This window comes from Moraxella sp. E33BD, assembly GCF_041807865.1.
Taxonomy (GTDB): domain Bacteria; phylum Pseudomonadota; class Gammaproteobacteria; order Pseudomonadales; family Moraxellaceae; genus Moraxella; species Moraxella haemolytica.
This window is the reverse complement of sequence record NZ_JBGTZD010000004.1, coordinates 121,295-141,651: the sequence shown is the minus strand read 5'-3', so window position 1 is coordinate 141,651 and position 20,357 is coordinate 121,295. Positions and strand designations below refer to the sequence as shown.

The 20,357-nt window shown below is 42.2% G+C and carries 18 protein-coding genes; 8 read left to right on the top strand and 10 right to left on the bottom strand.

Features of this window, described 5'->3' with window-relative positions; all coding sequences use genetic code 11:
* Positions 1–88 precede the first annotated feature (88 nt).
* The 5 genes from ACERC6_RS03590 to uvrB form a co-directional block, all read right to left on the bottom strand.
* Complete coding sequence (locus tag ACERC6_RS03590; RefSeq protein ID WP_284672849.1) at positions 89–1,489, bottom strand: S41 family peptidase; 1,401 nt, start codon at positions 1,487–1,489, stop codon at positions 89–91.
* An 18-nt stretch (positions 1,490–1,507) separates the two neighbouring features.
* A complete protein-coding gene (gene gpmI, locus ACERC6_RS03585) occupies positions 1,508–3,076 on the bottom strand; it encodes a 2,3-bisphosphoglycerate-independent phosphoglycerate mutase (protein WP_373628576.1) in 1,569 nt (522 codons plus the stop codon).
* Positions 3,077–3,262: 186 nt separating this feature from the next.
* Positions 3,263–3,853, bottom strand: a complete 591-nt coding sequence (locus ACERC6_RS03580; protein ID WP_284672851.1) for a uracil-DNA glycosylase family protein — start codon at positions 3,851–3,853, stop codon at positions 3,263–3,265.
* Positions 3,854–4,075: 222 nt separating this feature from the next.
* A complete protein-coding gene (locus ACERC6_RS03575; RefSeq protein ID WP_373628575.1) occupies positions 4,076–4,696 on the bottom strand; it encodes an OmpW family protein in 621 nt (206 codons plus the stop codon).
* Between the two features lie 380 nt (positions 4,697–5,076).
* Positions 5,077–7,203 carry an excinuclease ABC subunit UvrB gene (gene uvrB / locus ACERC6_RS03570; RefSeq protein ID WP_373628574.1) on the bottom strand — a complete coding sequence of 709 codons (2,127 nt, stop codon included), beginning with the start codon at positions 7,201–7,203 and terminating at the stop codon, positions 5,077–5,079.
* Positions 7,204–7,439: 236 nt separating this feature from the next.
* Here uvrB and ACERC6_RS03565 point away from each other — a divergent pair, with 236 nt between their 5' ends.
* The 6 genes from ACERC6_RS03565 (at position 7,440) to ppk2 (ending at position 13,583) form a co-directional block, all read left to right on the top strand.
* A complete protein-coding gene (locus ACERC6_RS03565; protein ID WP_284672854.1) occupies positions 7,440–7,604 on the top strand; it encodes a rubredoxin in 165 nt (54 codons plus the stop codon).
* A complete protein-coding gene (locus ACERC6_RS03560; protein ID WP_284672855.1) occupies positions 7,604–8,608 on the top strand; it encodes an alpha/beta fold hydrolase in 1,005 nt (334 codons plus the stop codon). Before ACERC6_RS03565 ends, ACERC6_RS03560 begins: the two co-directional genes overlap by 1 nt.
* A gap of 59 nt (positions 8,609–8,667) precedes the next feature.
* Complete coding sequence (locus ACERC6_RS03555) at positions 8,668–9,333, top strand: fumarylacetoacetate hydrolase family protein (protein WP_284672856.1); 666 nt, start codon at positions 8,668–8,670, stop codon at positions 9,331–9,333.
* 270 nt (positions 9,334–9,603) lie between these two features.
* Positions 9,604–10,875: a phosphoribosylamine--glycine ligase gene (purD, locus tag ACERC6_RS03550; protein ID WP_373628573.1), complete on the top strand. Its 1,272-nt coding sequence runs from the start codon at positions 9,604–9,606 to the stop codon at positions 10,873–10,875.
* Positions 10,876–11,030: 155 nt separating this feature from the next.
* The gene (locus ACERC6_RS03545) at positions 11,031–12,398 is read left to right on the top strand and encodes an ABC1 kinase family protein (protein WP_373628572.1); all 1,368 of its coding nucleotides are present in this window, start codon (positions 11,031–11,033) and stop codon (positions 12,396–12,398) included.
* 150 nt (positions 12,399–12,548) lie between these two features.
* Positions 12,549–13,583 carry a polyphosphate kinase 2 gene (ppk2, locus tag ACERC6_RS03540; protein WP_284672859.1) on the top strand — a complete coding sequence of 345 codons (1,035 nt, stop codon included), beginning with the start codon at positions 12,549–12,551 and terminating at the stop codon, positions 13,581–13,583.
* 162 nt (positions 13,584–13,745) lie between these two features.
* Here ppk2 and ACERC6_RS03535 read toward each other — a convergent pair whose 3' ends face one another.
* The 5 genes from ACERC6_RS03535 to ACERC6_RS03515 all read right to left on the bottom strand — a co-directional run bounded on the left by ACERC6_RS03535 (position 13,746) and on the right by ACERC6_RS03515 (position 18,801).
* Positions 13,746–14,081, bottom strand: a complete 336-nt coding sequence (locus ACERC6_RS03535; RefSeq protein WP_373628571.1) for a 2Fe-2S iron-sulfur cluster-binding protein — start codon at positions 14,079–14,081, stop codon at positions 13,746–13,748.
* A 70-nt stretch (positions 14,082–14,151) separates the two neighbouring features.
* Positions 14,152–15,282: a class Ia ribonucleoside-diphosphate reductase subunit beta gene (gene nrdB, locus ACERC6_RS03530; protein WP_373628570.1), complete on the bottom strand. Its 1,131-nt coding sequence runs from the start codon at positions 15,280–15,282 to the stop codon at positions 14,152–14,154.
* Between the two features lie 239 nt (positions 15,283–15,521).
* Positions 15,522–16,415, bottom strand: coding sequence for a tetratricopeptide repeat protein (locus ACERC6_RS03525; protein ID WP_373628569.1), 894 nt, complete (start codon positions 16,413–16,415; stop codon positions 15,522–15,524).
* A gap of 72 nt (positions 16,416–16,487) precedes the next feature.
* Positions 16,488–17,738: an O-succinylhomoserine sulfhydrylase gene (locus ACERC6_RS03520; protein ID WP_284672863.1), complete on the bottom strand. Its 1,251-nt coding sequence runs from the start codon at positions 17,736–17,738 to the stop codon at positions 16,488–16,490.
* Positions 17,739–17,868: 130 nt separating this feature from the next.
* On the bottom strand, positions 17,869–18,801 hold the full coding sequence (locus ACERC6_RS03515) for a branched-chain amino acid transaminase (RefSeq protein WP_373628568.1): 933 nt from the start codon (positions 18,799–18,801) through the stop codon (positions 17,869–17,871).
* Positions 18,802–19,014: 213 nt separating this feature from the next.
* On the opposite strand from ACERC6_RS03515, the gene ACERC6_RS03510 reads away from it, so the two are divergent.
* Positions 19,015–19,854 (top strand): threonine/serine exporter ThrE family protein, encoded by an 840-nt coding sequence (locus ACERC6_RS03510; RefSeq protein ID WP_373628567.1) that lies wholly within the window; start codon positions 19,015–19,017, stop codon positions 19,852–19,854.
* The gene (locus tag ACERC6_RS03505; protein WP_284672866.1) at positions 19,854–20,306 is read left to right on the top strand and encodes a threonine/serine exporter family protein; all 453 of its coding nucleotides are present in this window, start codon (positions 19,854–19,856) and stop codon (positions 20,304–20,306) included. The genes ACERC6_RS03510 and ACERC6_RS03505 overlap by 1 nt, the downstream gene beginning before the upstream one ends.
* The last annotated feature ends 51 nt before the right edge of the window (positions 20,307–20,357 follow it).

The window sequence follows — 20,357 nt, the reverse complement described above, 5'->3', positions numbered from 1 at the left end:
GGTTTTTAATGGCTTTTATAATCACTCAACCCCACCCAAACCAAATACAGTTTTTTTGGGGTAACGCTTTGTTTTATGATTTAGGGGCTTAGAACCCACCTACAGGGGAAAATTCCACTCCGCTATCAAGTTTACCCTCTTGCATGAGAGATAACGCCCTGTCCATCCACTCATCAGTTGATGAATGCACATTTTGGCTTTGACTGGTATTGACATCAAAGCCAACATCAGCTTTTACACCCACTTTGTCAATCTTCTCACCATTTGCAGTCAGGTAATGAGCGGTGGTAATTTTTACCGCTTGGTTATCGCCAATAGGCACGACCGACTGAACCGAACCTTTACCATAACTGGTCTCACCAACAATCAATGCTCGCTTTTGGGTTTTTAGACTACTGGCAAGCACTTCAGCAGCCGAAGCCGAATAGCGATTTTGCAGAATGATAAGCGGTATTTCATCAAGCAGTGGAGCACCTGTGGTGTGCATGACTCGCTCAATACCTTCTCTACCTTCAACTTGAGTAACGATTTGATTACGCATGAATAAGGATGCCACATCAACTGCTGATTCAAGTACACCACCTGGATTGTTTCGCACATCAATAATCATGCCTTGAACAGGCACATTGACCGCTGCTACACCATTTAAAATCTGTTCACGAGTGTTGCTCTGAAAAACAGGCAGTTTGACAATCACCACACCATCTTTTACTAGCGTTTCAATATTCGACTCAGTACTGTGCGTCCGCTCTATGGTTTTGGTCAGTTTAGAACGACCTGACTTAGAGAAAGTAACATCTACTTTCGTTCCTTGAATGCCATTTAATAGTTGTGCAACATCGTTTTGGCTTTGACTACCAGACAGACGCACCTCGCCAATTTTGTGCAGATAATCGCCTACCGCCATATTAGCTTGGTCAGCACTTGACCCTGATGCAACTTGCGTAATCACCCAATGCCCTACTGACTCCTGCCAAGATACTTCAATGCCAATATCCGCTACCTTACCTGTTGTGAATGATTGCAAACTACCAAACGCTTTGGCATCCAAAAACTCAGCATGGCTATCAATTTTCGTCAGCATGCCATTGATGGCGTGATAAAATAGCTCGTCATCTGTCGTTGCCTCAGGATATTCACGGCGAATTAAATCCACCACTGACACAAAAGTCTTTAAGGTCTTAGGTAAAATCGCATTCAGTGGCACTCTCCCTTGATGCAGACCATCAATACCATGCAGTACATTGGGCTTACTGTCTAATGCGTCAAGCTCAACTGCGTCTTGCACACCATCAAGATTATCTTGGACTGGTGTGTTTGGCAAAGAGTTAGGGTCGGTCGGTATGCTGTCCGATGGCTTATTAATGCCCAATAGACTTGCCATCTTAGCGATAGGCTTATTCCACTGCACTTCTGCTGATGCGGGCGACGCTACCATTAGAAAAAGTGCCATCGCAGCCACAAGTTTATTCATAGCGAAATCTTGCATATTCACCATCTTTTTTCTTTAAACTGCAATCAAAAGACTCTCGCCTGTCATCTCAACAGGCTTTGGCAATCCCATCAAATGCAAAATGGTTGGCGACACATCGCACAGTCTACCACCCTCACGCACACGCATGGATTGATTGCCCACATAAATGAACGGCACAAGCTCTGTGGTATGCTGAGTATGCACTTGACCACTTTCATAGTCTTGCATCTGCTCACAGTTACCATGATCAGCGGTAATCAGCATCTCACCGCCAACATCACGAACACTTTGGGTAATGATACCAATACACTCATCAACCGCCTCAACTGCCTTAACTGCCGCCTCAAAAACACCTGTATGCCCAACCATATCGCCATTGGCATAGTTGATAACAATCACATCAAAATCGCCAGATTCTATGGCGGCTTTTAGCTTGTCAGTGATTTCATACGCACTCATTTCTGGCTTTAAATCATAAGTCTTGACATTTGGGCTATTGACCAAAATACGCTGTTCGCCCTTGTACAGCTCTTCACGACCACCGCTAAAAAAGAAGCTAACATGGGGATATTTTTCTGTTTCAGCGATACGCAACTGAGTTTTGCCTTGATTTTGTAGATATTCGCCCATGGTGTTTGCAAGACTGGCTGGATAATAGGCGATGGTGGTTTTTTGATTATTTTCCAATTCATCAGAATATTTGGTCAGCATGACATAGGCAGATAATTCTGGAGCAACTTTACGAGCAAAACCATCAAAATCTGCATTCAAAAACGCTTGAGAAATCTCTCTGGCACGGTCAGCACGAAAATTCATAAAGATAATAGCATCATTATCACAAATCACGCCATTGTCATCAATCATGGTCGCTTGGATAAATTCATCTGTCTCATCAGCAGCATAGGCAAGCTCAATCGCTTGAGATGCTGACTGAGCTTCACGAACTGCCGCTGCTTGGGTCAATAGCTCATATGCTGCTTGCACTCTATCCCAACGCTTATCTCTATCCATAGAGTAGAAACGACCAATCAAGCTGGCGATTTTTGCCTCACCTTCAAACTCATCATTAACTTTGCTCAAAAACTGCTCAAAACTTGCTACATATGTATCAGCAGACTTTGGCGGCGTATCCCTGCCATCAGTAAAGCCATGTACGAAAACCTGCAACGCCCCTTGCTCCAATGCCATACGCACCGCTGCTTGCATATGCTCAATGTGTGCGTGCACACCACCATCAGACAGCAGACCCAAGATATGCACCGCACCTTCAGCATCATTGGCTGCCTTGACAGCATTCACCAGCACTTCGTTCTTAAAAAAATCACCTGTATTGATGTCATTCATGATACGAGTTGAGTCTTGAAATAAGATGCGACCTGCACCCAAATTCATATGCCCCACTTCTGAATTGCCAAACTGACCATCAGGCAACCCCACATCAAGACCTGAACCTGAGATAAAACCTGTCGGACAAGTTGCCATCAGCTCATCAAGATTTGGCGTATTTGCAGCAGCTACAGCGTTATCTCGTGGGTCAGTGCGGTGTCCAACACCATCTAAAATCATCAATACATGCGGTTTTTTTGCACTTGCTTGGGTCATGACTTACTCCAAATAATTGTAAAATATTGATAGCCACAAATTTGGCAAACATATGCTATCTTTTATCTTATCTATTGTAGCATATTCTCACTGGCATTGATGACAAAACACAAGAAAAATTCAAACCAAGCCACCCTCGCTTGATATCGCACTCATGACCGCCGCCAACCCCCTTTAAATCAATAGCTACGCCAATTCATATTCATCATAAAAGATACCAGCAAAGACCGCTTGATAATAAGCTGCTTTTTTGGTGAGTGCCAACGGATAGGCTCGTGATGATGATGGTAAGCGATGTAAATACACCGTTCTTTTTGCGATGGTTAATTGTACCGATTGTCCGATTTTAGGTGGCTTGATACCAAAATCGGACAATAAAACTTCACTTGACCTCTCACCTGTAGTAATGATGTGCGTACAAGCTGGCATTTGCTTAAGTAGCTCTGCCACATCAACTTTTTCCACCACTTTTAAGAACGCATCGGACGCATTATCCTTTAATCGCACTATCGTCCTTGCCACATCAAAAATAGCAATCCCTTTATCCATCAAAAACCGCTCAATCACCTCCTGATGAAATGATTTATTGACCACATCAATAAAAAAATCCTTATCATTAAAAAATACAAGCCCCATAATTCGCCACATATCATTATTAAAATTCGGATAATAAAAATCCATCTTCCAGCGGATGCGTGGTGGTGGAAAACTACCCAACATCAATACTTTGGCATTAGGCGGTAAAAATGGCGATAAGGGATGAGTTTCAAGGTTCATGATTATATCTAAGGGCTACTATTGGTGTATATTGACAATAAGTCATGTAGTGATGTCATCACTAAGATGTTAGTGATTGCGTGAGCTAATGTAGCATATTATGCCCAATCTGCCAAATTACAACACAAGCTCGGTGAGCATTATCTGATATTTAGCCAAAAAAAGCTGATAATTTACATTATCAGCTTTTTTTGTTTTTTATTAGCTTTTAATTCTAAAGCATTAGAATGTTTTGACAAATGAAACGCCATACACCCATGGGCTTAGGTTAAGCTCACCAACGCTATTGCCATTAACCTTAACATTGGTTTTTAGGTCGATATAGCGAGCATCTAGACGCACAGCATCACGGTCGGTAAATTTAAAATCAACACCTACATGACCTGCCGCACCCCAACTATCGCCAATTTTCAAATCAGCTTGTGGATTGTGTAGACGCTCTTTAAAGAAAGTAGTGTAGTTCACGCCTGCACCGATAAATGGCACAACCTTACCTCCATTATCAAAGTGGTATTGCAATGACAATGTTGGAGGTAGTTGCTGAGTTTTGCCTGCATATTGGTTGTTGATATTGATGTCATGATGAAACGGTGCAGCAGCCAATAACTCAACACCTACATTTTTTACAGGAAAGTATTCAAAAGTAACGCTTGGGCGAATGTCTTTATCAACCGTCAAGCCCCTGATATCAAATTTATCATCAGGATTGCTTTTAGGATCAGGATTGCTTTTAGGATCAACATGGGCAACACCTGCACCGATAGTCCAAGTACCAGCAGGGGCAGCGACAGCGACAGTTGTCATGGCAGATAACAAAGCAAGTGCGATGTGTTGTAATTTCATGGCTCATCTCCAACTAGAATGTGGTTAAAAATATAAAAAGGCTCGCAAATGTTGCAAGCCCTTTTGCCAAGTTTCTCATTACGCATCTTTCGTAACGGTTCTAAACTTTTCACTTTTATTGTATCTTAATTGGTAGAAACAATCAATAAATTTTTGATGGATTTATCACACTTTTGATGCATTTTATGGGTGTTACAGCTCTATTTTTAAAGCTTTTTTATACAAAAGCATTGCTTAATCAATGCAAACGAACATACAGCCTATTTTTTAGTATTGATTGATTTGTTGAGCTTTATAAAATGGCGTAAGTTACTGGCTTTACACCCATTAAAGTTCTTGTATTTTTTTATGAACCAAACTTTTATTCAAATAAGCAGTCATCATCCTTGTTTGACCAAAAAATCCTTTAATGCCAACACTTGATCACGCACTCGTGCCGCCTCTTCAAATTTTAACTCACCAGATAATGCCTTCATCTGTTTTTCAAGGCGGGATATTTCTTTAGCAATCAGCTCTGGTCGCCTTAAAATCTCTTCATCCACACCTGCAATCACTGCTTTATTGATGATGACACTACCTGCTATCTCTTCTTCACCTGTATCAATTTTATCGGTGATGGCACGATGGGCAGATTTTGGTATGATGCCATGTGCTTCGTTAAAGGCGATTTGCTTGGCTCTACGGCGTTCGGTTTCCTCAATGGCCTTTTGCATACTTGGCGTAATGCTGTCTGCATATAAAATCGCCTTGCCGTTAATGTGGCGTGCTGCACGACCAATGGTCTGAATTAAAGAACGCTCCGAACGCAAAAAACCCTCTTTGTCTGCATCAAATATCGCCACCAAACTCACCTCAGGCATATCCAAACCTTCACGAAGCAGGTTAATCCCAACCAGCACATCATGCACACCAGTACGCAATTCATGGATAATCTTCATGCGTTCAACGGTGTCTATATCCGAATGCAAATAAGCAACTTTAATGCCATACTCTTTTAGGTAACTGGTCAAGTCCTCTGCCATGCGTTTGGTTAAGGTTGTAATAAGCACCCTTTCATTAAGCGGTTTACGCAGATTAATCTCACCAAGCACATCATCCACTTGAGTCAGCACAGGACAAATCTCAAGCACAGGGTCAATCAGTCCTGTTGGACGCACCACTTGCTCAACCACCTGCTCGCTTCGCTCCAATTCATAGGCGGCAGGCGTGGCAGACACATAGATGGTATAGGGCTTTAATCGCTCCCATTCTTCAAATTTCATCGGGCGATTATCCATCGCTGATGGCAGACGAAAACCGTAATTCACCAGTGTCTCTTTTCGACTGCGATCACCTTTGTACATTGCCCCAATCTGCGGTACAGTAACATGGCTTTCATCAATGAAAAGCAGTGCATCATCAGGCACATAATCAAATAAGGTTGGCGGTGCCAGTCCTGCTGGTCGTCCTGATAAGTGGCGTGAATAGTTTTCAATGCCATTACAGTAGCCTAACTGTTGAATCATCTCTAGGTCGTACTGTGTGCGTTCTTTGATGCGTTGTGCTTCAATCAGCTTATCATTAGCTCGAAAATATTCCAACCGATCAGCAAGTTCAGCCTTGATGGTCTCACTAGCCGCTTCTAGCTTTTCTCGTGGCGTAACATAGTGCGACTTTGGATAAATGGTGATGCGTGGTGCGGTGCGGACATTTTTACCTGTCAAAGGGTCAAACCAAACGATTTTTTCCACCTCATCATCAAACATCTCAATGCGTACCGCCAAACTTTCACTCTCGGCAGGATAAATATCAAGCGTCTCACCACGAATGCGATAAGTGCCTCGCCCAAAATCAAGTTCGTTGCGTTCATATTGTAGCTCAACCAATCGTTTAATGAGTGCGGTGCGATCAACCATGTCTCCTACCACAATGTGCAGTAGCATTTTTAAATAGCTTTCTGGATCGCCCAATCCATAGATGGCAGACACAGATGCTACAATAATGGCATCACGGCGTTCAAGTAACGCACGAGTGGCAGACAACCGCATCTGGTCAATATGGTCATTGATTGCTGAATCTTTCTCAATAAAAGTATTGGACGCAGGCACATAAGCTTCAGGCTGATAATAGTCATAATAACTCACAAAATATTCCACCGCATTATGCGGAAAAAATGCCTTAAACTCACCGTACAGCTGAGCTGCCAGCGTCTTATTGTGTGCCATGATAATGGCAGGTCGCCCAAGCTCGGCAATGACTTTTGCCATCGTATAGGTTTTGCCCGAACCTGTTACGCCCAACAAAAGCTGTTCTTTTTTATTCTCTCGTATACCATCAACCAAACTTTTAATGGCATTTGGTTGGTCGCCTGCCGGCTCATACTCACTCACCAAGTCAAACGCTTGGCTACTAATCTGTGTGCCAGAGACATTCACACCTGTCAATTCAGCGTTCTCTTGTAGTTGTTTGGCAAGTTGATTTAAGTGGCGTTCTTGTCTGTTGGTATTTTTGATGTCTGGAATTCGCATAATGTATGATTGTCAGTTGGCTTATTGTGATGGTTAAGATGAGATATTATAGTATAGTAAGGCTGTTTTGGGAAAATTAAAGCCCTATTATTAACAGTTCATCACAACTTTTTACAAATTTAACTTGCAAAAAATAGATACATATGTAAACTAAGCACAGTTTTTTAAACTGATTTTCGCCCACATTGATGACCAATCGGTAAAATCTGATGGGCAAACATGATTGAAGGTAATTTATGAAAAAATATCAATGTATAGTCTGTGGCTGGATTTATGATGAAGAGCTTGGTTGCCCCGAAGAAGGTCTTGCACCTGGTACTCGCTGGGAAGACATTCCAGATGACTGGACTTGCCCAGAGTGTGGCGTTACTAAAGCCGACTTTGAGATGGTAGAAATCTAATGAATCTCTCACCTTGCACACAGTCCATGCCAGTGCCAGAATCGTGGCAGAAGTTTGGGGCGATAGACTGGCAACCGTCTGATTTATCGCCTTATTTATATCAAGGCATCGTTGATATTGGTGAGGGCATGAAACTGTGTGTAGAAGCTGGGGGCAACCCTAAGCACCCTGCAATGATTTTTATTGCAGGGCTTGGCTCGCAGATGATGTTTTGGTCAGATAAGCTATTAAAACAGTTCATTGATGCAGGTTTTTTTGTCATTCGCTTTGACAATCGTGATACAGGCCTGTCTAGCAAAATTCGCATTGACGGACTACCTAAGGTAAATCCCTTAAAAATGATGCTAAAAGTCCAAGTAGGATTATCAAACCGTCAAGAGCCTGTTGCCTATACTTTAACCGACATGGCAGAAGATGTCGCCAGACTCATCAAGACCTTAAAATTTGATAAAGTCAATTTGGTAGGTGCGTCAATGGGTGGCATGATTGCCCAAATTGTCGCCGCACGCTACCCAAAATATATCAACAATCTTATCTTGATGTTTAGCACCAGCAACAAAGCTTTTTTTAGACCGCCCAATCCCAAGCAATTCATGACTTTTGTGCGTCGCCCTGAGAGTCATTCTGAGCGTGATATGGTGCGTCATAGCGTCTGGTTCATGACTGCTGTCGGCAGCCCCGGTCATCTTGACATTAAAGGCACTAGAGCCATTGCCGAAAAACGCTATCAAAGAAATTTTCATCCATTGGGTGTCGCCCAACAACTCAACGCCATCTTGGCATCAGGCTCAATACTGCGTTTTAGTAAGCAAATCCGTGCCAAAACGCTCATTCTCCACGGTAGTAAGGACGGACTGCTCACTCCAAGTCATGGTAGATTTTTGGCAAAGGTTATTCCAAACGCCACCTTCAAGCTCATTGATGGCATGGGGCATGATATCCCACCTTATTACCACCCTTATTTGGTCAGTGTTATTAGCCATCATTGTCAAGATGATGAATAAATAAGACAAGTAGGATTGATATTTTTAATAACGAACTTTATAATGCCGATATCCCAATCATGCAGGTAAACGCACCAGCTGAACAAACCACCATCAACACACAAAAGACCAAGACCAAACCCATGCCCACCATCACTTTAAATAACCAAACCCACACCATCAACAATATCTACTGCATCGGTCGTAGCTATGTCGAACACATTCACGAGCTTGGCAATGCCATGCCTGATGAACCCGTTGTCTTTTTAAAGCCGACCAGTAGCATCGTGGCGGGTAACACCCTAAGCTTGCCTGATTTTTCTAATAGCATTCATCATGAAGTTGAGTTAGTACTCCTAATCGGCGATGATAAACAAATTATCGGCGTGGCGGTCGGTCTTGATTTGACCGCACGAGATGTGCAGGCAATCTGCAAAGAAAAGGGGCTACCTTGGACCAAAGCCAAAGGCTTTAAAAATGCCTGTTGGCTCAGCGATTTTCAGCCATTCATCAACAAAACCTACCACCTATCACTGACCGTCAATGATGAGATTCGCCAAGATGATGACACCAATAAAATGATGTATTCTTTTGAGTATCTGGTGGATTATCTTGATACACTGTATGGCTTGAACGCAGGCGATATAATCATGACAGGTACACCAAAGGGCGTAAGTCAGCTTAAAACAGGCGATAAAGTTATCGCCAGTCTTGATGGCTTGGCATTTGAAATATTAGTCAAATAACAGTTTGTAAAAGTGTTTGGTTTGGGTAATTAGAGCATTCATTAGCAATACCAAAAAACAGTCCTAATCCACCTTTATTTTTATTCACGCCATCTAAATCATTACTTTTAAATTGACTTATTCTTTGTGTGATTGCTGTTATTTGTTTGATTGTCGGCGTGATTTATGTTAAATTCTTAAAGTTACAGAAAGCCATTTTATTAAAAGTTTTGATATTTTCATTAGTGTGATTTTTCAGTTTTAGCCTTTTTATTGATTTAGGAAAACCTTATGAACATTCTTGTACTCGGTACAGGCGGTCGTGAACACGCATTGGCATGGGCATGTGCCAAAGATGCAAAAGTCGCCAAAGTTTTTGTTGCCAAAGGCAATGCTGGCACCGCTCTTGAGAACAAAATTGAAAATGTTGATTTAGATGTCAGCAATCATACCGCCGTGATTGATTTTTGTCGCACACATGAAGTGGCATTTGTACTTGTTGGTCCTGAAGCACCACTTGTGGCAGGGATTGTTGATGAGCTACGCCAAGCAAACATTAAAGTTTGGGGCCCTACTCAATATTGTGCTCAACTAGAAGGTTCAAAAGCCTTTGCTAAGGATTTTATGAAAAAGGTTGGAATTCCAACCGCTTTTTATGAGGTATTTACCCAAATCTCCGCCGCCAAAGATTTTGTTCGTGCCAAAGGTGCACCGATTGTCATTAAAGCAGACGGACTGGCTGCAGGCAAAGGTGTTATTGTCGCCATGAGCGAACAAGAGGCGTTTGATGCCATTGATGATATGCTGTCAGGCAATAAGTTTGGTGAGGCGGGCAGTCGTGTGGTGATTGAAGAATTTTTAAAAGGTGAAGAGGCTTCTTTTATCTGTATGATTGATGGGGATAATATCCTGCCCATGGCAACCAGCCAAGACCATAAACGCATCTTTGAAGGCGATACGGGAGCAAATACAGGTGGCATGGGTGCATACAGTCCTGCCTCTATCGTTACAAAAGAAGTGCATGACAAGGTCATCGCCCGTGTCATTTGCCCTATCGTGAACGCCATGAAAGCAAATGGCACTCCTTATACAGGTTTTTTATACGCAGGTCTCATGATTGATGAGAATAGCGACCCTTATGTGATTGAGTTTAACTGTCGCTTTGGCGACCCTGAGACACAGCCCATCATGGCACGCCTTGAAAGCTCATTGGTTGAGCTGATTATGGCAGGAATTGAGGGTAATTTACCAAGCGAGGCTAAATGGTCGGACAAAGTCGCCTTAGGCGTGGTTTTGGCAAGTCAAGGGTATCCAGAATCCAGCTCAAAGGGTGATGTTATTACCGGTCTAGATGTTTGCATTGATGATGTCAAAGTATTTCATGCGGGCACAAAACAAGATGGTGACCAAATCGTAACTGACGGTGGGCGTGTGCTGTGCGTAACCGCCCTTGCAGACACCATCAAAGATGCTCAAACCAAAGCCCTACAAGGCTGTAAAGAGATTGACTTTAGTGGCAAGCAATACCGCCGTGATATTGGTTGGCGAGCCATCAGTCGCTAATTTTTAGCCCTTTGAGTAATCAAAGGGTTTTTTGTACCAAGATTAGACAAAATGGCTGTACGAATTGCACATAAAGTCTCTTTTGTGCTTGAATTTTTGATATAATATGGGCAATTTTTTACCATAAAATCTCAAACAAAAGCAATTTTAATACCATGACCAAGCCAATCAATCAGCTAAAAACCACACTCATGCAACGCCGCCTATCCATCGCTAAAACTTCTTTGAATATTGGTGCAAACTGGGCAAAAAGCGGTGTTTCAGGGCTGTTCTTGAGTAAAGAAGCCAAAGAAATACAAAAACACACCCTATTAAAAGAACAGGCTAACTATCTGGTTAGCGAGCTTGGCAAGTTAAAAGGCTCGGTGGTTAAAATTGGGCAGATGCTTGCTTTGTACGGCGAACATTTTTTACCCAAAGAAGTCATCGATGCCCTACATACCTTAGATGCCAATACCACCCCGTTGTCATGGCACATCATTTATGATGCCCTAAAAGCAGAACTTGGCGAACGAGTGCATGATTTTGAGATTGAACGCACACCAATTGGCACAGCAAGCCTAGCTCAAGTACACAAAGCCGTACACAAATACAGTGGTCGCACCGTCGCTTTAAAAGTGCAGTATCCTAATGTCGCGGGTGCAATTGACTCCGACCTTGCCATCTTTAAGCAACTACTAAAAATTACCAATGCCGTCCCACAAACCAAAGCGTTAGATGATTGGTTCTTAGAAATCAAAGAGCTACTACAAACCGAAGTTGATTATCATACTGAAGCTACCACCACCAAGCGATTTGCCAATCATCTATCCGATGACGCACGCTATATCGTTCCAACCATCTATGATAACTATAGCACCAAACGGCTTATTTGCATGAGTTTTGAGACTGGCGTACCACTCAATCATAAGTTGGTCAATGCACTGCCTCAGGCTCGCAAAGATGCTTTGGGTGGTGTAGCACTTGATATCGTCATGCGTGAGCTGTTTGAATGGGGAGAAATGCAAACCGACCCCAATTTTGGCAACTATTTGGTAAAAATTGATGACGATGGGGCTGATAAACTTGTCTTGCTTGACTTTGGGGCGGTCAAGCAGTTTGATGAGCATTTATTACATCTTGCCAAAAATCTAATGACTGCAGGATACCATCAGAATAAAGATATGATGATGAATGCCATGCAAGGCTATGATTTTTTTGACAAACTAAAAGACAAACCCAAAGAAGACATGGCAAAGGTTTTCTTGTTAGCGTGCGAACCTTTTTCTGATGCCAAGCACCTCTCAGCTCAGTTTCTAGATAACAAAGGCTGTTATCTATGGGCGAATAGTCAGCTATATCATCGAGTGATGAGTTGTGCCAAAGATGGCATGACCTCACTAGAGTTTAGCCTGCCGCCCAAAGAGATGATGTTCATCAGTCGAAAATTTATCGGTGCCTACACCCTACTGGTCTCGTTAGATGCACGCACTAACAGCCAGACACTCATCACCCCATATCTCAAGAATAACAACATCACTTAAACCTAAAAATATAAATACCATGAACTTACAAAATACATTCATGGTATTTATTAGGATTTTGCGTATATTCATCAGATGAAATAAATTGTTACCGCCATCATAACATGATAAGATACAAACATAATTCCACAATTATCTTAGGAGTATGCCATGACAAGCGATAGCAAAGCCACTCAACAACCCAAAACTCGTCGCACTACCCCAAAAACACAAACCATGCCAAGCACCGCCGCACAGCTAGAAGAGCTACTAACTCACGCATCACCTGATGATTTGGCAGAGCTTGGGCAACTTTTGAGCGACTATCTACCTGCTACACAAGTTGTTCAACAGGTACGCACAGACAAATCCAAAGACACCCAGCTATCAGACAACTGGCGTGAAGGCGGTTACCCTTACAAGCATCGTTTGAGCCGTAAAAACTACGAATCCCAAAAGTACAAACTACAAATTGAACTATTAAAGCTACAACACCATGTCAAAGCCACAGGACAAAGACTGATTATCTTGTTTGAAGGTCGTGATGCAGCAGGTAAAGGTGGTACCATCAAGCGATTCATGGAACATCTAAATCCTCGTGGTGCTCGTGTGGTCGCCCTAGAAAAACCAACCGAGCAAGAAAAAGGACAATGGTACTTCCAGCGTTATGTACAGCACCTACCAACCGCAGGAGAGATTGTATTATTTGACCGTTCTTGGTATAACCGTGCTGTGGTTGAGCGTGTGATGGGTTTTTGTACAGACCATGAATACCAAACTTTCATGCGTCAAGTGCCTGAATTTGAAAAACATTTGATTGAATCTGGCGTTCAGCTTGTGAAATTTTGGTTCTCAGTTTCTCGTGAAGAGCAAAAAGCACGCTTTGCCAGTCGTGAAAATGACCCATTAAAACAATGGAAACTTTCACCTGTGGACAAAGCATCTTTAAACAAGTGGGATGATTATACCCTTGCAAAAGAAGCCATGTTCTTTAATACTGACACTGCAGAGTCGCCTTGGATTGTCATCAAATCTGACTGCAAAAAGCGTGCTCGCCTCAATGCCATGCGTTATGTCCTAAACAAACTAAATTACGAAAATAAAGACGCTGCACAAATTGGCAATATTGACCCACTGATTGTTGGTCGTGCAGGGGCACCTTATGAGATGGATGAGCATACCGACCTTTCGGTAAAGCTCTGCTAGAAATACCAAAAAATAACCATCTGTAAAATAAAAATACCGCCCTTTTTGAACCACACCCCAAAAGTTAGACAACCTTTGGGGTGTTTTTATTGTGAACGCAGATATGGATTTGTAAATATACCATTTGAGTATTTTAGCCCATCTTGGCTAACCTAGCATCTATCAAATCACAAGCCATACATTTGTACGACTATTTGTCTGCTTATCCTCAAATAAACTTAGTTGTTCTTGATCGGATTTTTGGGCATAAGTAACACAAATACTGCCTGTCGCTTGACAGCAACAGGCGAGCACCTCATCATCATCAAGCATGGCGATGGGTTTTCCAATGGTCTTAATATCCCCTGTCTTTGCCGTGATACGCATCTTACAAGAACCACAATAGCCACGCTGACATTCAAACCGCACCGTCTGATGCCCTGTTCGTTTCATGCCTTCTAACAAGGTTTCGTTCTCGTGCAGATAAAATCGCATTTCATCGGTGAATACCCAGCCCATGTTATACCTTGTCTTACCCAAAAGTTAAAGCGATATTATTTCTTGATTGGCAATCATTAACCGATGAGCATCATAGCTCAAAGTCATCCAAATCAACATCATCTAAATCCGAATCAATCTGACCCACCAAATAAGTAGTGATTTCAGTCTCTTGCGGAGCAACCTGTACATTATCTGATGATAGCCATGCGTTAATCCAAGGAATTGGGTTGGACTTGACTTCAAAGATGGCAGGCAGTCCGATTGATGCCATGCGTGTATTGGTGATAAACTCAATATACTGGCATAGAATGTCTTTATTCAGACCAATCATCGAACCGTCTTTGAATAAATAGTCCGCCCAGCCTTTTTCTTGTTCGGCAGCAGTACGGAAAATAGCAATCGCTTCATCTTTACACTCTTGAGCAATCTCTACCATCTCAGGGTCATCACGACCCATCTGCATTAGGTTAATCATGTGCTGAGTACCATTTAGATGTAGTGCTTCATCACGAGCAATCATCTTGATAATCTTAGCATTGCCCTCCATCAGTTTTCGCTCTGCAAAGGCAAATGAACAAGCAAAAGACACATAGAAACGAATGGCTTCTAACACATTTACCGCCATCAAACACAGATAAAGTTTCTTTTTAAGGTCTTTAAAATCCACCGTTACCTGCTTGCCATTGATGATGTGCGTACCCATACCAAACATATTGTAATAATTTGATAGCTCATACAGCTCATCATAATATTTGGCAATATCTTCAGCACGAGCAAGAATATGCTCATTATCCATGATGTCATCAAAAATCACTGATGGGTCATTAACCACATTGCGAATGATGTGTGTATAACTGCGACTGTGAATTGTCTCACTAAATGACCATGTTTCAATCCAAGTCTCAAGCTCAGGGATGGACACCAAAGGCAATAGCACCACATTAGGACTGCGACCCTGTATGCTGTCAAGCAAAGTCTGGTATTTTAGATTTGATAGGAAAATGTGTTGTTCATGTACAGATAAATTAGCAAAATCAATGCGATCTCGGCTGACATCAATCTCTTCTGGTCGCCAAAAGAATGACAACTGTTTTTCAATCAGCTGTTCAAAAATTGGATGTTTTTGTTGGTCATATCTGGCGACATTCACCGGTTGCCCAAAAAACATTGGCTCGGTTAAAACATCGTTTTTCGTTTGACAAAAAATAGAATATTGCATGATATTTTTTCCAAAATAAATCAAATAAGAGTCTTAAAATTCGTTAACTTATTGAATTAATAGGACTTAAATCAATATATAGTATTATTTTTTATAAAAAACACATTATGTAGTAAAAATCTGCCGATAATTTTAACATAAAAAACCTGAGTTCGCATGGTTTTTTAATCACAAATATTAGCAATCACCCCAATCGCCCAAAAAAGCAATCGGCTAATCTTTACCATTCATCAGACTAGCTATTTACCATCGGCAGACAGTCTGTTTAATAAGCTAATGGATGGTTCATGGTCTTGGGTCGCCGCCTTTTGTAGCCATTCTTTTCCTTTTTGCTCATCTTTTTTTATACCCTGACCATCTAGGTAACACAGTGCCAATTGGTGCATGGCAGGGGCAAAGTCAGACTCGGCCGCCTCTTTAAAATGATCAAAAGCTGCCGCCAAATCCTGAGTAATACCCTCGCCTCGCTGATAATGTACTGCCAAATTGTAGCTGGCTTCTGGAATACCGCCCATCGCTGATTTTTTAAAACACTCCATGGCTTCTGCATAATCTTGGGGAACGCCACGACCCACGCAGTACAAATTACCCAAGTTTAAATAAGACAGCACCATACCAAGTTCGCCTGCTTTTTTGTGCCACTTAACCGCTTCATCATCATTGGTTGGTACGCCAACGCCATACTCATACATGAGTGCGATATTATGACAAGATTCAGCATAATCGCTGCTAGCAGCTTTTTCATACCAAGAAAATGCTGTTTGATAATTTTGCGTTACCCCAAAACCATGATAATACATCACACCCAAATTATGATAAGCCTTGATATTGCCCTGTTCGGCAGACTTCATGAACAACTCATGCCCCTTTTCATAGTCCTGCCGTACACCCATACCCTGACAGTGCATGACACCCAAGCTACGCTGTGCGTCCGCCAAGCCTAATGCCGCCGCAGCCATGAGCAGTTCCGCCGCCTGCTCATGGCTGCCCTGCTGATAATGCATAGTTGCTTTATCATACAATGCCACCGCCTTGTCATGCTCTGCTTGTGTGTCATGGTTGATTGACTTTCTGACATTAGCGATGGAATCATTATGATTATTTCTTTTAAATAACTTATTAAGAAAACTCATTGCCGACTTCTTTTATCCAATAAACGAAAAATTACCTAAAAACATCAATTTTAACATCAAATTTTGGCCATATTACAGGCTGTCTAATCCTCGTGCCAAATCCTTGATAATATCCTCTACACTTTCAAGCCCTACCGATAAGCGTATCAGCCCATCATTCACGCCTGCTTCCAGCCGTTGCTCGGGAGTCATGCGAAAATGAGTAGTGGTGGCAGGATGGGTAATGGTGGTCTTAGCATCGCCTAAGTTATTGGTGATACTAATCATTCTTGTGCTATCAATGATATGCCATGCTTCATGCTGACCTGCCACCTCAAAACCAATAATCGCTCCAAACGCTCCTTGTATTTCGCCACCTCCAACGCCACTTAAAGCCGTATGCTGGCGTTTGGCAACTTCATGCGAAGGATGATTAGAAAGTCCTGAAAAATGCACCTTGGCTACTTTTGGGTGTTGATTTAAAAACTCCGCCACACGGTTTGCATTCTCGCAGTGGGTTTTCATGCGAATGGACAAGGTTTCTAGACCTTTTAGTAACACCCACGCATTAAAGGGAGATAAACTTATGCCACCAGTACGCACCACACCAAAGGCTTTTTCCATGAGTGTCTCAGAACCAACCAATGCACCTCCCAAAACCCGTCCTTGACCATCTATGTATTTAGATGCCGAATGAATGACGATATCCGCCCCTAGCTCCAAAGGCTTTTGAATGACTGGGGTGCCAAAACAGTTATCCACGATGAGCAATGCCCCATTTTCATGGGCGATTTTAGCAATCTTAGTAATATCAGCAATCTGAGCCAAAGGATTGCTTGGGCTTTCAAGATAACAAACCTTAGTATTAGGCTGTATGGCACCTTTCCAAGCGTCAGTATCAAAGCAATCCACATAAGATACCTCTACACCAAAGCCTTTAAAATAAGTGTCAAACAAAGCCACCGATGAACCGAACAATTGCTTGGCACACAATAAATGGTCGCCTGCTTGAAGATAAGCAAGGCACATTGTCAAAATCGCCCCCATGCCACTGGCAGTCGCAACACACCGTTCGCCATTTTCTAACAAAGCAAGTCTGCGTTCAAAGGCTCGCACAGTTGGGTTGGTATGGCGAGAATACACATTGCCCTTTTTGTTACCGTTAAAATGGTCGGCGGCATCTTTGGCAGACGCATAGACATAGCTACTGGTAGCAAAAATCGCCTCACTATGTTCACCTTCGTCCGTACGGTGATAACCACCTCTTACCGCCAAAGTTTGTTCAAAAAATCCTAAAGATGGGTCTAGGGCATCAGACTGCCAATTATCATCCAAAATTGTCATACTTACACCTTTTTATCAATCATCAAATCAACATATCTCTATGATAACACAATTTTCATCACTCGTTTTCATGCTAATACAAATAAAAAAGACGGTATGAAGCCCGCCTCTTTTATTGATATTCAACCGATTATTCATCAACAAATGACAGCCAATGCTTGTATTGCTCGTTGCGACCTTGCACAACATCAAAATAAAGCGTTTGTAGTTTTTCGGTGATTTCACCACGAGAGCCATTACCAATCACTCGGTCATCATATTCACGAATCGGCGTAACTTCAGCAGCCGTGCCTGTCATGAAAATTTCATCGGCTAAATAAAACTCATCACGAGTAATGCGTCTTTCTATTACCTTAATACCCAAATCATTGGCAAAATGGATAATCGTACGGCGAGTAATACCGTCTAATGCACCACCTGCTAAATCAGGTGTGTGTAACTCACCATTTTTTACTAAGAATAGATTTTCACCAGAACCTTGACATACATAGCCCAATGGGTCCATCAAGATGGCTTCATCATAGCCAGCTTTGGTCGCCTCTTGATTGGCTAAAATAGATACAGGATAGTTAGCGGCAGCTTTTGCTTTACACATGGTAACATTTGGATGATGATGCGTATAACTTGAAGTTTTAGCACGGATACCATTTTTGATACCATCTTCGCCCAAATACGCACCCCAATGCCAAGCAGCAACAGCGGCATGAATGGTATTGTCTTTGGCTGCGATGCCCAATTTTTCAGAACCCACCCAAATCAACGGACGGATATACGCTGCTGATAAACCGCTTTCACGAACCACATCTTTTTGGGCTTGTACTAGCGTATCATGGTCATAGGGCACATTTAGCTGAAAGATTTTGGCGGAGTTTAGTAGTCTTTCGGTATGCTCATGTAGGCGAAAAATCGCAGTACGCCCATCAGGTGTCTGATAAGCACGCACACCTTCAAACACCGCCAAACCATAATGCAGGCTGTGCGTCAAAACATGGACTTTCGCATCTGGTTGCTCGACAATCGTACCATCTATCCATAATTTACCTGGGTTGGTTGCCATATTCATGAGTATTCCTTAGAGTTTTTGATCGTAAAAATTACAAATAAAAAAGGGAGTGTTTAGTGATTATAGCACCCTTTAGGGCTTTTGCAATATTTTCTACAGCGTTTTTGAAAAATTTTCTTAAAAATTGTGCCATCATGATGCTTTTTTTGTCGTTTAGCTTTACAATACACCGACAAATACAACCAAAACATAACCAACAAATCCATCACACTCATGCCTATCGTTAGCGAAAGCAAGCCCCGCAGACTACCCTATATCAGCTATGAAGAACAACAACGCATCACCAGATTATGCGTACGATGTGCATTGCTATTCATGCAATACGGTGGAGAATCGGCGGTGGTGGTTGACTTAACAAAACGACTCGGCGTGTCTTTGGGTGTGGGTGGCGTGGAATGTGCTTTGTCTTTTAATGCCGTAACCTTAACCACGCTATACAATGGTCGCTGTATCACCACCGCTAGAAACACCATTCATCAAGGCATCAATGTTAGCATCTTGGTGCAGATTCAGCAGATTGTCATGTATGCCGAATCCGCCACCAAAAACGAAACTTTGATTGACGAAGTTGAAAAACAGCTAAACAGCATTGACCGAACCACCTACCCCAATGCCCTGATGTCGCTTTTTGTAGGTTTTTCTTGTGCGTGCTTTGCTTATCTAAATGGTGGCAATCTGGTGATTGCTACCATTACTTTGGTGGCTGGATTTTGTGCCATGCGAATACGCTTATACTTATCCGCTCATCATTTCAACCCTTTTGTTGTGGTCATCATCACCGCTTTTGTTGCCACGCTATTGGGAGCGTCGGCGTACTTTTTAGATTTAAATGGTTTGGTAAGTCTTGGCGATAAGGCTGATATTGCTGTTGCTGCCAGCGTGCTTTTGCTCGTACCAAGTTTCCCCATCATTAATGCCTTGTCGGATATTCTAAAAGGCTACATTAATATGGGTGTAGGCAGGTGGATGTTTGCCAGTATGTTGACCTTATCAGCGTGCGTTGGCATAGTGATTGCTTTAATTTTATTACAAATTCCACATTGGGGGCTATGATGTGGCTCATTTCCGATATTTTGTTATCATGTGTTATCACGCTTGGCTGGTGCTTGATGCTTACCTTGCCCAGTCGTTATATTGTTTATTGCCTGTTCATGACTGTCCTAGGTTTTGGCACAAAAAGCCTAATGGTGGATTTTGGCATTCATTTGGCGGTGGCAACTTTCTTTGGTTCAATGTTTGCCAGTTTTGCAGGCGTGTGGTTTGCTCAACGATTTCGCCTACCGCCAAAGGCATTGATTGTGCCAAGTGTGATTTGTTTAATGCCTGGTATTGCCGCTTATAAAGCGATGGTAAGCATGGTACAAATCGGTTATTTTGGTTTTGATATGACGCTATTTATTACCATGATGCAGTATTTTTTTGAAGCAATTTTTATCATCTCAGCCTTAGTGCTTGGATTGTCCATTCCTGGCATTTTATTTTATCGCAGAAAACCCATTGTTTAGCTGCCCTACAATGTACTTAATTCATTTTAATCAAAAAATAAAAAACGCTCA

Bases quoted from the DNA above. Each gene is read 5' to 3' on its own strand.
- ACERC6_RS03590 (WP_284672849.1), bottom strand. From the start codon at position 1,489: ATGCAAGATTTCGCTATGAATAAACTTGTGGCTGCGATGGCACTTTTT.
- gpmI (WP_373628576.1), bottom strand. From the start codon at position 3,076: ATGACCCAAGCAAGTGCAAAAAAACCGCATGTATTGATGATTTTAGAT.
- ACERC6_RS03580 (WP_284672851.1), bottom strand. From the start codon at position 3,853: ATGAACCTTGAAACTCATCCCTTATCGCCATTTTTACCGCCTAATGCC.
- ACERC6_RS03575 (WP_373628575.1), bottom strand. From the start codon at position 4,696: ATGAAATTACAACACATCGCACTTGCTTTGTTATCTGCCATGACAACT.
- uvrB (WP_373628574.1), bottom strand. From the start codon at position 7,203: ATGCGAATTCCAGACATCAAAAATACCAACAGACAAGAACGCCACTTA.
- ACERC6_RS03565 (WP_284672854.1), top strand. From the start codon at position 7,440: ATGAAAAAATATCAATGTATAGTCTGTGGCTGGATTTATGATGAAGAG.
- ACERC6_RS03560 (WP_284672855.1), top strand. From the start codon at position 7,604: ATGAATCTCTCACCTTGCACACAGTCCATGCCAGTGCCAGAATCGTGG.
- ACERC6_RS03555 (WP_284672856.1), top strand. From the start codon at position 8,668: ATGCAGGTAAACGCACCAGCTGAACAAACCACCATCAACACACAAAAG.
- purD (WP_373628573.1), top strand. From the start codon at position 9,604: ATGAACATTCTTGTACTCGGTACAGGCGGTCGTGAACACGCATTGGCA.
- ACERC6_RS03545 (WP_373628572.1), top strand. From the start codon at position 11,031: ATGACCAAGCCAATCAATCAGCTAAAAACCACACTCATGCAACGCCGC.
- ppk2 (WP_284672859.1), top strand. From the start codon at position 12,549: ATGACAAGCGATAGCAAAGCCACTCAACAACCCAAAACTCGTCGCACT.
- ACERC6_RS03535 (WP_373628571.1), bottom strand. From the start codon at position 14,081: ATGGGCTGGGTATTCACCGATGAAATGCGATTTTATCTGCACGAGAAC.
- nrdB (WP_373628570.1), bottom strand. From the start codon at position 15,282: ATGCAATATTCTATTTTTTGTCAAACGAAAAACGATGTTTTAACCGAG.
- ACERC6_RS03525 (WP_373628569.1), bottom strand. From the start codon at position 16,415: ATGAGTTTTCTTAATAAGTTATTTAAAAGAAATAATCATAATGATTCC.
- ACERC6_RS03520 (WP_284672863.1), bottom strand. From the start codon at position 17,738: ATGACAATTTTGGATGATAATTGGCAGTCTGATGCCCTAGACCCATCT.
- ACERC6_RS03515 (WP_373628568.1), bottom strand. From the start codon at position 18,801: ATGAATATGGCAACCAACCCAGGTAAATTATGGATAGATGGTACGATT.
- ACERC6_RS03510 (WP_373628567.1), top strand. From the start codon at position 19,015: ATGCCTATCGTTAGCGAAAGCAAGCCCCGCAGACTACCCTATATCAGC.
- ACERC6_RS03505 (WP_284672866.1), top strand. From the start codon at position 19,854: ATGTGGCTCATTTCCGATATTTTGTTATCATGTGTTATCACGCTTGGC.